Below are 14058 nucleotides of genomic sequence, written 5' to 3'. Positions count from 1 at the left end.
AAGGCGCTGCGCGCCATGCCTGGCGCACTACGAAAAAGCCCGGATCAATGATCCGGGCTTTTTTTGAATTCGTTCGACCAATGCCGATATATTGCTAATAACTCAAATGACTACAAAGACAAATGCTTAATGGCGGACCGGACGAGACTCGAACTCGCGACCTCCGGCGTGACAGGCCGGCATTCTAACCGACTGAACTACCGGTCCACGTTAAAGCACTTTTAAAACAACCATCTAAGCTAACATTTATAAGCGGTTCAGAGGCGCTTCCAAAGGGTAGACGATGGTGGGTGGTACTGGGTTCGAACCAGTGACCCCCAGCTTGTAAGGCTGGTGCTCTCCCAACTGAGCTAACCACCCAATCCATTGGTAAGTAATTGCTGTGCTTACCAACTTTTTCTTACCAGCTTAGCTTAGCAGTTATCGTGGCGGACCGGACGAGACTCGAACTCGCGACCTCCGGCGTGACAGGCCGGCATTCTAACCGACTGAACTACCGGTCCGAATTGCGATAACAACTATTAGCAGACGTTGATTTGATGATGGCGGACCGGACGAGACTCGAACTCGCGACCTCCGGCGTGACAGGCCGGCATTCTAACCGACTGAACTACCGGTCCGTTATGCACATCAAATACAGGTCGTACTAGGTACTACTTTCACACTTCCAGACCATCTTTCAAAAGCTTAAGATGGTGGGTGGTACTGGGTTCGAACCAGTGACCCCCAGCTTGTAAGGCTGGTGCTCTCCCAACTGAGCTAACCACCCGCTGGTCACGTGGCGCTGCATTCTACAGAAGGCTTACCGAATGTCAACATGCCGCGTTTAAAAATCGTATTCTAAACCAGCGCGTTACTCTCTTACGTAAGGCCTGTGCCATGAGCGCGGACGAAGGATGCCGCAACTTGGGTAGCCTCGTCAATCAAAACCGTTTGGGTCAGGCCAGAAAATCGCCGCGGCTTAAAGTCATGGTCGCCATCCGTCAGCCAAGCAAGCTGCGCGTTTGGCGGCAGTGTATAGCCGGCTACCTCGTCTCGAGTACCGAAAGGATCACGCTCACCCTGTAAAATCAGCATGGGGCAGGCAATCTTGGGCCAGTGATCCAAACGAAGCTTGTCAGGCGCTTTAGTAGGATGAAATGGGTAACCTGCTATCACTACACCCGGCGCAGTGCCCTTGCATGGCTGTTCACTGGCAAATAGGGTCGCCACTCGGCCGCCCATCGATTTGCCTCCAATCCATAGCGGTTCGTCAAATAGGTCAGCAAGTAGCGCATACCATTGGGCAAACTGATCAAGGGTCTGGGCGATAGGCGGCGGCGGTCGACGTTTGCCGGTTTCCTGCATCTGCTGCATATAGGGGAAATCAATACATAAAACCTGAACACCCTGAGCCGCCAGCGAGGTGACAAATTGACGCATGAAGGGTGACTGCTGACCAGCCCCTGCGCCATGGGCAAACAGCAACCGACCTAGCTTGGCGTGACCATGAACAGTTAACGGCCCCATGCCCTGCACCAGAAAGGCGCCATTTGGCTGGCGCTTAAGCGCCTCTTTTAACCCCTTGGGAGGCACCTCGATATACCCAGACAAAACGTAATGTGACACCTATCGCTCCTGATAATTCAGTCTTTAACCAATTGGTGTGTTCAGGTTAAGCCCTGGCTGCGCTAGAATCTTGGTCGGATCTTGACCTGCATCATCAAGCGGGTGGTCGCACCCGTGCAAAATGCCACGGGTTACCCCCTAACCGCGTTCGATGGGAACATGACATGAGCACAGCATTTGAACACCCGACCTACAACTACAAGGTGGTTCGGCAGTTCGCGATTATGACCGTTGTGTGGGGCATTGTGGGAATGACAGTGGGTGTCATCCTCGCCTCGCAACTGGTTTGGCCGCAACTGAACCTTGGCCTACCTTGGACTAGCTTTGGGCGCCTGCGTCCGTTACACACTAACGCCGTAATTTTCGCCTTTGGCGGTTCGGCGCTCTTTGCCACGTCGTACTACGTTGTCCAGCGTACCTGTCAGACACGGCTTTTCTCTGACAAGTTAGCGGCCTTTACCTTTTGGGGCTGGCAAGCGGTCATTATCTCAGCGGTAGTGTCCCTGCCCATGGGCTACACCACGACCAAGGAGTACGCTGAGCTTGAGTGGCCGATCAATATTTTGATCGCGGTCGTATGGATCAGCTACGCCATTGTGTTCCTAATGACGATCAAAAAACGCACCACGTCGCACATTTATGTAGCGAACTGGTTCTTCGCGGCGTTTATTTTGACCGTTGCGGTGCTGCATATCGTCAACAACGCGGCCATCCCAGTGACCCCCATGTACTCCACCTCGATCTATGCCGGAGCAGTGGACGCGATGGTGCAGTGGTGGTATGGACACAACGCGGTAGGCTTCTTCCTAACTGCAGGCTTCCTGGGCATGATGTACTACTTCGTGCCGAAGCAGGCTGAGCGTCCGATCTACTCCTACCGTCTTTCAATCGTCCACTTCTGGGCATTGATCATGATCTACATGTGGGCAGGCCCTCACCACCTGCACTACACAGCGCTGCCGAACTGGGCACAGTCGCTGGGTATGGTTATGTCGATCATCCTGCTGGCTCCCTCCTGGGGTGGCATGATCAACGGCATGATGACCCTGTCAGGAGCTTGGCATAAGCTGCGCACGGACCCCACGCTACGCTTCTTGGTGGTTGCTCTGTCGTTCTACGGCATGTCTACCTTTGAAGGCCCTATGATGGCGATTAAGACCGTCAACGCGCTTTCGCACTACACTGACTGGACCATTGGTCACGTTCACTCTGGTGCGCTCGGTTGGGTAGCGATGATCACCATCGGCTCGATGTATCACCTGATTCCGCGCGTCTTTGGTCGCACTGAAATGTACTCGATCAACCTGATCGCCGTGCACTTCTGGCTGGCCACGATCGGAACCGTGCTATACATCGCCTCCATGTGGGTTAACGGTATTCTGCAAGGCTTGATGTGGCGTGCGATCAACCCTGACGGCACCTTGATGTACACCTTTGTTGAAGCCGTTGAAGCCAGCGCACCGGGCTACTTTGTTCGCTTAATCGGCGGCCTCTTCTGGGTCACCGGCATGCTGATCATGGCGTTCAACGTTTACATGACCGTTAAGCGTCGTGAGGCCATCAGCCATTCAGCGCCACAAGCTGCTTAAACCGGGGAAGTTGAGACCAATGAAACACGAGATTGTCGAAAAGAACGTTGGCCTGCTTGCCGTGTTGATCCTTGTCGTGATCAGTTTCGGCGGCTTGGCGGAGGTGGTTCCACTGTTTTTCCAGAAGCAGACCACCGAGCCGGTTGAAGGCCTGGAGCCGCTGTCAGCCCTGGAGCTGGAAGGCCGTGACATCTATCGCCGCGAAGGTTGCGTGGGCTGTCACTCGCAAATGGTGCGCCCGTTCCGTGCGGAAACCGAGCGCTATGGCCACTACAATGTGGCGGGCGAGCAGGTATATGAGCACAACTTCCTATGGGGCTCCAAGCGCACCGGTCCAGACCTGGCGCGTGTTGGCGGCCGCTATAGCGATGACTGGCACCGTGCTCACCTCTACAACCCCCGGGATGTAGTCCCTGAATCGGTAATGCCGGCTTACCCCTGGCTGTTTGAAAACACCCTCGATGGTGATGCCACTCCCCAAAAGATGCGTACGCTGCGTCAACTGGGCGTGCCCTATACCGACGAAGATATCGCCAACGCTACTGACGACGTACGCGGCACCCAGGAAATCACGGCCCTGGTCGCGTACTTACAGCAGCTCGGAACCGTACTCGAGGGCACTCGCTAAGTTATGGATACGGGAACTTTTCGCGGTCTCATCACGCTGATCTTGATTTTCGCGTTTATCGGTATTGCCCTCTGGGCGTACTCCAAGCGACGCAAGCCAGATTTCGACGAAGCGGCTAATTTGCCCTTTGCAGACGACGATGAGCAACCGACCAGTGACAAGCACGCTTCGCGTGAACGCGACAGCGAAGCGCATTCCCGCGACGACAGGGGAGATAAGAATATATGAGTAATCTATGGGGTGACTCCCTATCCGGCTTCTGGAGCGCCTGGATCATTATCATTACGCTGGGCACGATTGCGCTGAGCGTATGGATACTGCTGGCCAACCGTCGTACCGATAAAACGCCTGACGCGGACGGTAACGTTGAAACCACCGGCCACGCCGCCGATGGCATCGAAGAGTATGACAACCCGCTGCCAAAGTGGTGGTTCCAGCTTTTCGTCATAACAGTAATTTTTGCACTGGTCTATTTGGTACTCTATCCCGGCCTGGGCAACTACGCAGGTATCTTTGGTTGGTCGCAAGAGGGTCAATGGGAAGAGGAAGTGGCTCAAGCCGAAGAGCGCTTCACACCTATTTTTGCCCAGTACCAGGAAGTACCCATTCCTGAGCTTGCCGAAGATCCGGAGGCGATGCAGGTTGCCGAGCGTGTTTACCAGAACAACTGTGCGGTGTGTCACGGCTCCAACGCTCAGGGCGGTTATGGCTTTCCCAACCTGACCGACGACGATTGGCTATACGGCGGTGAGCCAGAAAATATTTTGACCACTCTCAATAATGGCCGTAACGGCCTAATGCCCTCCTGGCAGCAACTGGGTCAGGAGAATATTGAGAACCTGACGCAATACGTACTTTCGCTGTCTAATGAAGAACATGACGAGGCGCAGGCTGAACAGGGCGAAAGCACCTTTATGGCGGTGTGTGCTGCCTGCCACGGCCCCAGCGGCACGGGTAACACGGCTCTCGGCGCACCCAACCTGACCGATAACACTTGGCTTTATTTGGCACCCGGCCAGGAAGTCGGGGACTCTATCCGTCAAACGCTGCGTAACGGCCGTAACGGTCATATGCCTGCGCAAGCGGCCTATATTGGTGAAGAGCGTGTTCATCTGGTTGCCGCCTATGTGTATAGCCTGCGCTTAGCGGACTGATTGACCGCTGACAGATAGCAGTTACCGTCAGCAACGCTAGCCAAGCAAGGGTGCGGCCCCAAACCGCACCCTTTCTTTATACCCAACCCGATACAATATTAACGAAACACCTAGACCGCGACTAAGCATCATATTTAACAAAGCACTTCCTTTAATTGAGCATTTCGTCTAGTTGAAGAAAGGTGCCACCTCTCCTGCCTTCTGAGCCGGGAATATCGCCATGGAAAAGATACCAAGCCAAGACGTCACGCCGAATCCGGTGGGACATCACGTTCCCTCTGAAACGGTTACCCAAGAAATGTACGCCAAGCGGCGACACATTTACGTGCGCGAAATTAAAGGCGTTTTCCAAAAGCTACGGCGCAGTGCCAACTGGGCGTTAATGCTGGCATTTTTTCTTTTACCGTGGATTAACATCGGTGGTCGGCCGTTAATTCTATTCGACCTGCCTAACCGTGAATTCCATATTTTTAGCGCCACCTTTTACCCGCAGGAGTTCATCCTGCTGTCATGGCTGCTGATTATCTGCGCCTTTGGGCTATTTTTTATTACCGTTTTTGCGGGTCGGGTCTGGTGTGGCTACACCTGTCCGCAAAGCGTTTGGACATTTCTATTCATTTGGCTTGAACACCGTATCGAGGGCTCGCGCAATCGGCGCATCAAACTCGATAACCAACCGATGACCGCCGACAAAGCTTGGCGCAAGGGGGCTAAACACACGGCCTGGCTGCTCATTGCCCTCGCCACCGGCATTACCTTTGTGGGTTACTTCACGCCGATTCGTGATTTAGTGACAGAGCTCCCCACCCTTGAAGCTCACGGCTGGTCCTACTTCTGGGTTGGTTTTTTCCTGGTATTTACTTACCTCAACGCGGGCTGGCTGCGCGAACAGGTGTGCATCTACATGTGCCCCTATGCGCGTTTCCAATCGGTCATGTTTGACCGCGACACATTGATCGTCTCCTACGATGAATCACGTGGCGAACCCCGTGGTCATCGCAAAAAAAACCTAAGCCATTTAGAAGCCCGCGAGGCAGGCTATGGCGACTGTATCGATTGTGACCTTTGCGTGCAGGTCTGTCCTACCGGCATCGATATCCGCGATGGACTGCAGTACGAGTGTATTACCTGCGCCGCCTGTATCGATGCCTGCGATAGCGTGATGGATAAAATGGGCTACCCGCGGGGCTTGGTGCGCTACACCACCGAAAATGCCCTGAAGGGCAAAAAGAGCCATATCATGCGCCCACGCCTGCTCGGTTATTTCGCCGCCCTGGTGCTGATGGTGGGCACCTTTGCCTGGGCCATTAACGACCGTATGCCGCTCAATTTTGATGCTGAGCGCGAGCGCACCCAGCTCTACCAAATGACCCGCGACGGTCAGATTAGCAATGTATTTAGCCTGACCATTCGCAACCTGGATGATCAAGACCACACCTACCAGCTAAGCGTTGCTGGATTGCCCAGCCTCACTCTAGACAGCAGTACTATTAGCGTACCCGCGGGGGAGTCGCGCTTCGAAGCCGTCACCGTGACCGCCGATCCCGACGATTTACAGCAACCCAGCCACCCCATTGTATTCACGCTGCAGGCTCAACAGGATGCGGATATTCGTATCGAGCGCGAAACCAGCTTCCTGGGCAATATTAGGAGATAAGCAACTATGTCATCCCTACCCTCTGGCGATAAGGTGACGCCTTGGTATAAGCAGTTTTGGCCGTGGTTTTTAATCGGCATTCTGCTCTCATCCATTATGTTTAGTATTACCTTTGCCGTTATGTCGGTTAAAAGCTTCGATGGCATGGTTGTTCAGGAGGATTATTACAAGCATGGCAAAGCCATCAATATGGTGCTTGCCAAGCAAGACCGTGCCAGAGAGTTAAACCTAAGCGCAGATTTACGCCTTGATCCGCTTACCAGCGATATCGTGATTGATTTAAGCGGCGATGCGCGTCCCGACAAACTCTATTTGGATTTTATCTTCCCTACCGAAGATGATCGTGATCAATCCTTCGTACTTGAGCATGTCCGTGACGGCCGCTATATCACACAAGGCCCTGACAACCTGCGTTACCGCTGGTATCTGCAGATTCAGCCCGCGCTGGAAAATGCCGATTGGCGCCTTACCGGTGAAGCCACATTCCCCGATGAAGACAGCGTCACACTACTGCCGGGAGGACGCAAAGCAAGCGAATGAGCAACGCCGCGCCCTGCTATCACTGTGGTAACCCGGCGCCTGCTGGGGCTCCCTGGTCGATTACCCTTGATGATCATGCCCATCCGCTCTGCTGCCCTGGCTGCGAAGCGGTGGCCCATGCCATCGTGGATGGGGGCCTTGAAAGCTACTACCGCTACCGTACCGAACTGCCCGAACGCCCTGATGAACATCAGGCTGCCAAAGCCGATACCTGGTCGGTGTTTGACGACCCCGGACTTCAGGCACAGTTTGTTCACCCCGACGGCGATGAGGGCAACGTCAAAGCGACCCTCGCCATCGAAGGCATTACCTGTGCTGCCTGCGCCTGGCTGATCGAGCACCGCCTGAATGCCTTAACGGGAATTGCCACCAGCGCAGTGAACTTAACTCACCACCGCCTGCGGGTGAGCTGGGATCCTCAGCAGCTGGAGCTTTCGCAACTGCTGGCCGAACTGGCCGCGATTGGCTACGAGGCCCAGCCCTACGAGCCAGACCAGGCCCAGGCGCGCCTGCAGCATGAAGAGCGCATGAACGTACGTCGGCTGATTATTGCCGCCGTCGGCATGATGCAGGTGATGATGTTCTCGATCCCGATCTATGTCTCCGGCCCCGGTGAAATCAGCGAAGACTTCTACGCACTGTTCCACTGGCTCTCCTTTGCCCTGGCCACGCCAGTGGTGTTTTTCTCCGCCCAGCCGTTTTTCCGCAACGCCCTGCGCGACTTGCGCACCGGCGTACTGGGCATGGATGTGCCGGTGTCAATGGCAATCGGCGGGGCGTATCTTGCCAGCAGCTATGCGGTGCTGTTTGACGTGGGCGAGGTCTATTTTGACTCAGTGACCATGTTCACCTTCTTTTTGCTGTTTGGCCGCTACGTGGAGAGTCGCGCCAGGCGCCGCAGCGGGCATAGCGGCAATGCGCTGAGCGGCGTGCTGCCGATTTCGGCCACACGGCTGGAAAGTGACGGCAGCGAGCGCATTCTGCCCGCCAGCGAACTCACTCCCGGCGATCGCGTATTGATCAAGCCCGGCCATGGCGTGCCTGCCGATGGCATCATCGAGGAGGGTGAATCGAGCCTGGACGAATCAATGCTGACCGGCGAATACCTACCAGTCACCCGCCGAGTGGGCGACCGCATTACCGGCGGTAGCCAAAACATGGAAAACCCGCTGGTGATAAGGGTTACCCACGCAGGGCGCGATGCCCGTGTAGCGGGTATCGTCGATCTTACCGACCGTGCCTTTGCCAGCCGCCCACGGCTGGCCCAGATGGCTGCGCGCATGGCGCACCTATTCGTGCTGCGCCTGCTGGTAGTAACGGCTTGCGTGACCCTCGCCTGGTGGTTTATCGACCCTTCACGGATGCTCTGGGTACTACTTTCGGTGCTAGTGGTGACCTGCCCCTGTGCCTTGGCGCTGGCCACTCCCGCGGCACTGGCAGCTGGCCATGGCCAACTGCGAAAGCGCGGTGTCTTGATCACCCGCGCCGATGCCATGGAGACGCTCTCTAACGTTACCCGGGTGATTTTTGATAAAACCGGCACCCTGACCCGCGGCGAAATGCACCTTACCCAAACCCAGCCCTTTGGTGAATTAACCGCCGAGCATGCACGGGCCATTGCCGCCGCCCTTGAGGCCCACTCGGAACACCCGATCGCCCGCGCCTTTAGGCCGTTCCGGGATGCGACCCTGCAAGCCAAAGATATTCACAGCCACACCGGGCAAGGGCTCGAAGGGAGCCTAAACGGCGCTCGTTGGCGGTTGGGCAAGCCCAGGTTTGCAATGGATAGCGCAATAGATGGCGCCGTGGATGACGTCATAGCGGCGCCTGCCAAAGGCCAGTGGCTGCTGCTTAGCGAAAACGGTGCGCCCCGCGCCTGGTTTGGCCTGCACGACGGCGTCCGCGATGATGCTGCGGCAACGATCAAAGCCCTCCAGGCCCTGGGGTTAAGCGTTGAACTGCTCTCTGGCGATACCCAGGATGCCGTGGAAAGCTTGGCCAACCAACTTGATATTACCACCTGGCATGCGGGCACCAGCCCGGAAGGCAAGCTAGCCCGGATGAAAGAGCTCCAAGCCGCAGGCGAAACCGTGGTGATGATTGGTGACGGCATTAACGACGTGCCGGTGTTAGCCGGTGCCGATGTGGCGATTGCCATGAATGGCGCAACGGATCTAGCCCGCACCCGCGCCGACGCAGTGCTGCTCAGCCCACGTCTGATGCGGATTTTTGAGGCCATCGAGATTTCCCGCGCCACCCGGCGTATCATGCGCCAGAACATGATTTGGTCAGTGTGCTACAACTTTTCGGCGCTGCCGCTGGCGGCAATGGGTCTGGTGCCGCCCTGGCTAGCTGCAATTGGAATGTCGCTTAGCTCGCTAGTAGTGGTGGGTAATGCCCTGCGACTGTCGCGCTGGCGACCTCAGCCCGCGCCAACGCTCGACACCTCAACACCGGTGGCCGCATGACGATTCTTTATCTGCTGATCCCGCTTTCCCTGATTTTGCTGGGCCTCGCCGTCTGGGCGTTTTTCTGGGCGGTGAAAAATGATCAGTTCGATGACCTAGAAGGCCCAGCGCACCGCATTCTATTTGATGAGGATGAAAACGATCTTAGCCCTGAGCAGCGCCGCCAGCATCAGCAGGCAAAGCAAAAATCTTCCGAACCATCAGCGGCAGACACACCCGACGACCAAGAGCCTCGGCCATGAATCCAACGGGGCTTGATCTGCCGCCGCTAATGGCGGCGTTTGTGTTTGGCTTGATGGGCGGCGCCCACTGCATTGGTATGTGTGGCGGCATTATGAGCGCGCTCACCTTTGCAGTCCCCCCCAGCATGCGTCATCCGGCGCGCATGGGAGGCCTGCTGCTCAGCTACAACACAGGCCGCATTGTTAGCTATATGAGCGCAGGCGCGCTGGTGGCACTGCTAGGCACGCTGTTTTCCCTTTCTGCTACGGCACGCCTGCTACTCCAGGTATTTGCCGCACTGATGCTGATCTTAATGGCACTGTATATCGCCAACTGGTGGAAAGGGCTGCTCAAAGTGGAGGCCGTTGGCCGGCGACTATGGCGCTTTATCGAACCCGTGGGGCGTCGCTTGATGCCCGTAGTGCATATTCCCCAAGCCTTCGCCCTGGGAGCGCTCTGGGGCTGGCTCCCCTGCGGGTTGGTCTACTCCATGTTGGCCTGGAGCTTAGCGATTGCCGACCCGCTTCAGGGCGCTCTACTCATGGGCGCCTTTGGGCTTGGCACCCTACCTGCGCTGCTTGCCACTGGCCTGGCTGCCCGCCAGCTCAGCCATTTGATACGTCACCCCGCGACCCGCAGCGTGGCAGCGCTGACAATTATCGCTTTTGCACTGTGGCAACTGTGGACGCTTTCGGTACACAACCTCTAATAGCATGACGTGGCTCAACATTTACCTCCTAACCACGGGTTAGGCTAGCGGCATTTCCTAACGTCGGAGCGCCCCTTCATGCCCGTTCATACCCCTGCTGCCTTACCTCTTGCACCCGCTGCTGCCGCAGCCCCTATGCAGCCGGTGTGGGACGAAGCGTTACTGCGTCGCTACGACACCAACGGCCCACGCTACACCTCCTACCCCACGGCGCTGTCGTTTCACGACCAATTTACCCCTGGCGACCTGACCCAGGCATTGGAGCGTAGCAATGCCAGTAAGCGTCCGCTCTCTCTGTACGTTCATGTGCCCTTCTGCCGCAAGATCTGCTTCTACTGCGCGTGTAATAAAATCGCTACCAAAAACACTGCCCTTGCCGAGCCCTATATAGCCCGGCTTGACCGTGAAATGGTGCTGACCGCACGCCACTTGGATACATCACGACCGGTGGAGCAGTTGCATTGGGGCGGCGGCACGCCGACATTTCTCAGTTTGAACCAGATGGGCGACCTGATTGATCGACTGGATGCACGTTTTGGTCTTTCATCGTCTGCTGATCGCGATTACGCAATTGAAATAGATCCTCGCGAAGCGGATGTGTTTACGCTGCGCCATCTCGAATCCCTCGGCTTTAATCGCATCAGCCTGGGCGTGCAGGATTTAAGCCCGCTGGTGCAGAAAGCGATTAACCGTATTCAGCCTCGGGTACTTACCGAAACGCTGATGGAGGAGGCGCATCGCCTGGGCTTTCGCTCGCTCAATCTCGACCTAATTTATGGCTTGCCATTTCAGACTGAAAAGAGCTTTGCCAACACCCTACGCCAGGTGATCGAGCTCAACCCGGCGCGCCTTTCTGTGTTTAATTACGCGCATATGCCCGAGCGTTTTGCCCCGCAGCGGCGCATTAATGTCGATGACTTGCCAGGCGGAGAAGAGAAGCTAGCGATTCTGCGCACCACCATCGAAATGCTCACCGCAGCTGGCTATGTGCATATCGGTATGGATCACTTTGCCCGCCCTGACGATAGCCTGGCTATTGCCCAGCGCGAAGGCTCGCTGCAGCGCAACTTCCAGGGCTACTCCAGCCATGCTCAGTGCGACTTAATCGGGCTTGGCGTATCGGCGATTTCCCGTATTGATGACGTCTATGCGCAGAATCCTAGCGATCTGGCCCGCTACGAAGCGGCGCTGGATCAGGGGCAGCTTGCCACCGTGCGTGGCATACGCTTAAGTGATGACGACCTGATCCGCCGGGATGTGATTGAGCGGCTGATGTGCGATATGGGCATTGATCTGACCGCCGTTAGCCAGCGCTGGAACATTGATGCCCCCCGCTACTTTGCGCCTGCGCTTGAGCGCCTGCAAAGCGCCGAGCAAGATGGCCTGCTGGCACGCAGCGGCGACCAGCTTAACGCAACGCCAATGGGTCGACTGCTGATTCGCCATATAGCAATGGCGTTTGATACCCATCTTTCCGGGCAAACGGGACAACAGTATTCTAAGATTGTTTAATCACCTTATTGCAGGCATGCTAAAGCGACTATAATAAGTAAGGATTTTCTAATTGATAAGCGGGACCCTCTCAAGGAGCAAAGCATGTTGGAACCCATGAGCCGTCGGCGCTCGCTACTCCATGAAGCTCGCTGCCAAACCTGCAGTTTGAGCTCACTGTGCCTGCCACTTGCCCTTGAGCTGGACGACGTGGGGCAGTTTGACGCCATTATTCGTCGTCGCGCGCCGCTGAAAAAAGGCGAACCGCTGTTTCGTCAGGGCGACACCTTTACCAGCGTTTACGCAGTCCGTTCGGGCAGTTTGAAACAGATCACCGCCGAAGGTAACGGCAGCGAGCAGTTGACCAATTTCTACCTGCCCAGTGAATTGGTGGGGTTGGATGGCATTGACGAAGAGCATTACCCCGGTAGCGTTATCGCCCTGGAAACGACCACCGTCTGCGAGATTCCTTTTGACCGCCTGGACTTACTCTCGGAGGAGCTGCCCGAACTGCGTGGCCAGCTTTATCGCAGCATGAGCAAAGAGTTGCGCGATGACCGGCGTATGATGCGGCTACTTTCGCGTAAAACCGCCGATCAGCGGCTGGCAAGTTTTTTGATTACCCTCTCAGATCGTTTTCGTCGCCGGGGCTACTCGCCTTACAGCTTTCGCCTTTCAATGCCCAGGGCTGATATCGGCAACTACCTGGGCTTAGCGGTGGAAACGGTCAGCCGCATACTAAGCCGCTTTCAGCAGCAGAGTGTGGTGGCGGTCTCAGGGCGAGAGGTCAACATTCTCGATATGCCGCGCTTGATTACCCTCGCCGAAGAGGAAGAGCAAACAGTTAGCTGACGTTAAAGGCTTGGATACGCCCCGCCAGTAGCTCTGCTTGCTTGGCCTCAAGGCCTTCAAAATCGAACAGGCTGCGGTCGGCCAACTGGGAAGGGGCAATGTTGGTGACGGCCTTGAACATGCTCTCCAGACGGCCAGGAAACTTTTTGTCCCACTCGGCAAGCATCTCTTTGACCACCTGACGCTGCATATTAGGCTGTGAACCGCACAGGTTGCAGGGAATAATCGGAAACGCCATCAGCCGCGAAAACTCGGCGATATCCGCCTCTTTGCAGTAGGCCAACGGCCGAATAACGATATTCTTCCCATCATCGGATAGCAGCTTTGGCGGCATCGCTTTCAGGTTGCCGCCAAAGAACATATTGAGAAACAGCGTTTCGAGAATATCTTCCCGGTGATGGCCCAGGGCTATCTTATTGGCGCCAATCTCTTCGGCAAAGCCATACAACGAGCCGCGCCGCAGCCGTGAACAAAGCGCGCAGGTGGTTTTACCTTCCGGGGTTTTCTCTTTTACCACCGAGTAAGTATCGCGCTCGACAATGTGGTACTCCACGCCCTGCTTATCCAGATACGCAGGCAATACGTGCTCGGGAAAACCCGGCTGTTTTTGATCCAGATTGACCGCTACCAGCGAAAAATTGACCGGCGCATTGCGCTGCAAATTGCGCAAAATCTCCAGCATCGTGTAGCTGTCCTTTCCACCGGAGAGGCAGACCATTACGCGATCACCTTCATTGATCATTTGGTAATCAATGATCGCATTGCCCACTTCTCGGCGCAGACGCTTTTGCAGCTTGTTAAATTCACGCTTCTGCTTCGCATCAGCCAGCTCAGGCTGGTCGTGCTCAGCGTTAGCTGGGGTGGCTCCAACCGTATCAAGGTGAGCAGGATCAAAGTGATCAAGAGTTTGCATGGTATAAGCACTGCCGAGGGTAGAAGGCGTGAGAGAAAAAAGTAATAACTATTCTAACAACACTCACCGCCTGACCCAACTAATCAGACGTAGCCACACAAGATATCGCAATTGGAAGTGACTATTTTGACCGCTGCACCATACCTCGGTGCGAGGGCAGCTTGGAGCGAGGGTCTTTTGTCATGGATGACAAAAGTAGCGCCCAGGGAGGGGTTCACAGCGCCCTC

At 55.9% G+C, this 14058-nt stretch carries 13 protein-coding genes and 5 tRNA genes; 11 read left to right on the top strand and 7 right to left on the bottom strand.

The annotated features are described in order from the left end of the window. Positions 1-130: 130 nt before the first annotated feature. From K7H09_RS22355 to K7H09_RS22330, 6 genes are all read right to left on the bottom strand, one after another. Positions 131-207 (bottom strand) — tRNA-Asp (locus K7H09_RS22355). 77 nt (positions 208-284) lie between these two features. Then, positions 285-360, bottom strand: a tRNA-Val gene (locus tag K7H09_RS22350). A gap of 66 nt (positions 361-426) precedes the next feature. After that, positions 427-503: transfer RNA gene (locus K7H09_RS22345), tRNA-Asp, on the bottom strand. Positions 504-543: 40 nt separating this feature from the next. Beyond that, positions 544-620, bottom strand: a tRNA-Asp gene (locus K7H09_RS22340). Positions 621-693: 73 nt separating this feature from the next. Continuing rightward, positions 694-769 (bottom strand) — tRNA-Val (locus tag K7H09_RS22335). Between the two features lie 92 nt (positions 770-861). Continuing rightward, positions 862-1608 (bottom strand): alpha/beta fold hydrolase, encoded by a 747-nt coding sequence (locus K7H09_RS22330; protein ID WP_022522230.1) that lies wholly within the window; start codon positions 1606-1608, stop codon positions 862-864. Between the two features lie 164 nt (positions 1609-1772). Between K7H09_RS22330 and ccoN the strand changes: the two genes are divergently transcribed. The 11 genes from ccoN (at position 1773) to fnr (ending at position 12918) form a co-directional block, all read left to right on the top strand. Beyond that, entirely contained in the window at positions 1773-3197 is a 1425-nt protein-coding gene (ccoN, locus tag K7H09_RS22325; RefSeq protein ID WP_022522229.1) for a cytochrome-c oxidase, cbb3-type subunit I, read from the top strand. Positions 3198-3216: 19 nt separating this feature from the next. Continuing rightward, positions 3217-3825, top strand: coding sequence for a cytochrome-c oxidase, cbb3-type subunit II (gene ccoO, locus K7H09_RS22320; protein WP_022522228.1), 609 nt, complete (start codon positions 3217-3219; stop codon positions 3823-3825). 3 nt (positions 3826-3828) lie between these two features. After that, complete coding sequence (locus K7H09_RS22315; protein ID WP_022522227.1) at positions 3829-4053, top strand: CcoQ/FixQ family Cbb3-type cytochrome c oxidase assembly chaperone; 225 nt, start codon at positions 3829-3831, stop codon at positions 4051-4053. Further along, the gene (gene ccoP, locus K7H09_RS22310) at positions 4050-4979 is read left to right on the top strand and encodes a cytochrome-c oxidase, cbb3-type subunit III (RefSeq protein WP_041158888.1); all 930 of its coding nucleotides are present in this window, start codon (positions 4050-4052) and stop codon (positions 4977-4979) included. The genes K7H09_RS22315 and ccoP overlap by 4 nt, the downstream gene beginning before the upstream one ends. Before the next feature lie 220 nt (positions 4980-5199). After that, the gene (gene ccoG / locus K7H09_RS22305; RefSeq protein WP_041158889.1) at positions 5200-6636 is read left to right on the top strand and encodes a cytochrome c oxidase accessory protein CcoG; all 1437 of its coding nucleotides are present in this window, start codon (positions 5200-5202) and stop codon (positions 6634-6636) included. A gap of 6 nt (positions 6637-6642) precedes the next feature. Then, the gene (locus K7H09_RS22300) at positions 6643-7176 is read left to right on the top strand and encodes a FixH family protein (RefSeq protein WP_009287410.1); all 534 of its coding nucleotides are present in this window, start codon (positions 6643-6645) and stop codon (positions 7174-7176) included. After that, positions 7173-9644: a heavy metal translocating P-type ATPase gene (locus K7H09_RS22295; protein ID WP_041158890.1), complete on the top strand. Its 2472-nt coding sequence runs from the start codon at positions 7173-7175 to the stop codon at positions 9642-9644. Before K7H09_RS22300 ends, K7H09_RS22295 begins: the two co-directional genes overlap by 4 nt. Then, positions 9641-9886: a cbb3-type cytochrome oxidase assembly protein CcoS gene (gene ccoS / locus K7H09_RS22290; protein WP_022522224.1), complete on the top strand. Its 246-nt coding sequence runs from the start codon at positions 9641-9643 to the stop codon at positions 9884-9886. Before K7H09_RS22295 ends, ccoS begins: the two co-directional genes overlap by 4 nt. Beyond that, the gene (locus K7H09_RS22285) at positions 9883-10575 is read left to right on the top strand and encodes a sulfite exporter TauE/SafE family protein (protein ID WP_022522223.1); all 693 of its coding nucleotides are present in this window, start codon (positions 9883-9885) and stop codon (positions 10573-10575) included. The genes ccoS and K7H09_RS22285 overlap by 4 nt, the downstream gene beginning before the upstream one ends. Before the next feature lie 78 nt (positions 10576-10653). Next, a complete protein-coding gene (hemN, locus tag K7H09_RS22280; RefSeq protein ID WP_041158891.1) occupies positions 10654-12087 on the top strand; it encodes an oxygen-independent coproporphyrinogen III oxidase in 1434 nt (477 codons plus the stop codon). An 84-nt stretch (positions 12088-12171) separates the two neighbouring features. Beyond that, positions 12172-12918, top strand: a complete 747-nt coding sequence (gene fnr, locus K7H09_RS22275; protein WP_022522221.1) for a fumarate/nitrate reduction transcriptional regulator Fnr — start codon at positions 12172-12174, stop codon at positions 12916-12918. Here fnr and ttcA read toward each other — a convergent pair. Further along, positions 12911-13831, bottom strand: coding sequence for a tRNA 2-thiocytidine(32) synthetase TtcA (gene ttcA / locus K7H09_RS22270; RefSeq protein WP_041158892.1), 921 nt, complete (start codon positions 13829-13831; stop codon positions 12911-12913). The two genes, fnr and ttcA, sit on opposite strands and share 8 nt — an antisense overlap. Positions 13832-14058 lie beyond the last annotated feature (227 nt).

It is taken from the genome of Halomonas sp. IOP_14 (assembly GCF_021021315.1).
GTDB lineage: Bacteria > Pseudomonadota > Gammaproteobacteria > Pseudomonadales > Halomonadaceae > Vreelandella > Vreelandella titanicae.
This window is presented reverse-complemented; position numbering and strand designations above follow the sequence as displayed.

Coding starts and splice junctions, on each gene's coding strand:
- ttcA (WP_041158892.1), bottom strand. CDS start 13,831: ATGCAAACTCTTGATCACTTTGATCCTGCTCACCTTGATACGGTTGGA.
- hemN (WP_041158891.1), top strand. CDS start 10,654: ATGCCCGTTCATACCCCTGCTGCCTTACCTCTTGCACCCGCTGCTGCC.
- K7H09_RS22295 (WP_041158890.1), top strand. CDS start 7,173: ATGAGCAACGCCGCGCCCTGCTATCACTGTGGTAACCCGGCGCCTGCT.
- ccoG (WP_041158889.1), top strand. CDS start 5,200: ATGGAAAAGATACCAAGCCAAGACGTCACGCCGAATCCGGTGGGACAT.
- ccoN (WP_022522229.1), top strand. CDS start 1,773: ATGAGCACAGCATTTGAACACCCGACCTACAACTACAAGGTGGTTCGG.
- K7H09_RS22315 (WP_022522227.1), top strand. CDS start 3,829: ATGGATACGGGAACTTTTCGCGGTCTCATCACGCTGATCTTGATTTTC.
- ccoS (WP_022522224.1), top strand. CDS start 9,641: ATGACGATTCTTTATCTGCTGATCCCGCTTTCCCTGATTTTGCTGGGC.
- ccoP (WP_041158888.1), top strand. CDS start 4,050: ATGAGTAATCTATGGGGTGACTCCCTATCCGGCTTCTGGAGCGCCTGG.
- K7H09_RS22300 (WP_009287410.1), top strand. CDS start 6,643: ATGTCATCCCTACCCTCTGGCGATAAGGTGACGCCTTGGTATAAGCAG.
- ccoO (WP_022522228.1), top strand. CDS start 3,217: ATGAAACACGAGATTGTCGAAAAGAACGTTGGCCTGCTTGCCGTGTTG.
- K7H09_RS22285 (WP_022522223.1), top strand. CDS start 9,883: ATGAATCCAACGGGGCTTGATCTGCCGCCGCTAATGGCGGCGTTTGTG.
- fnr (WP_022522221.1), top strand. CDS start 12,172: ATGTTGGAACCCATGAGCCGTCGGCGCTCGCTACTCCATGAAGCTCGC.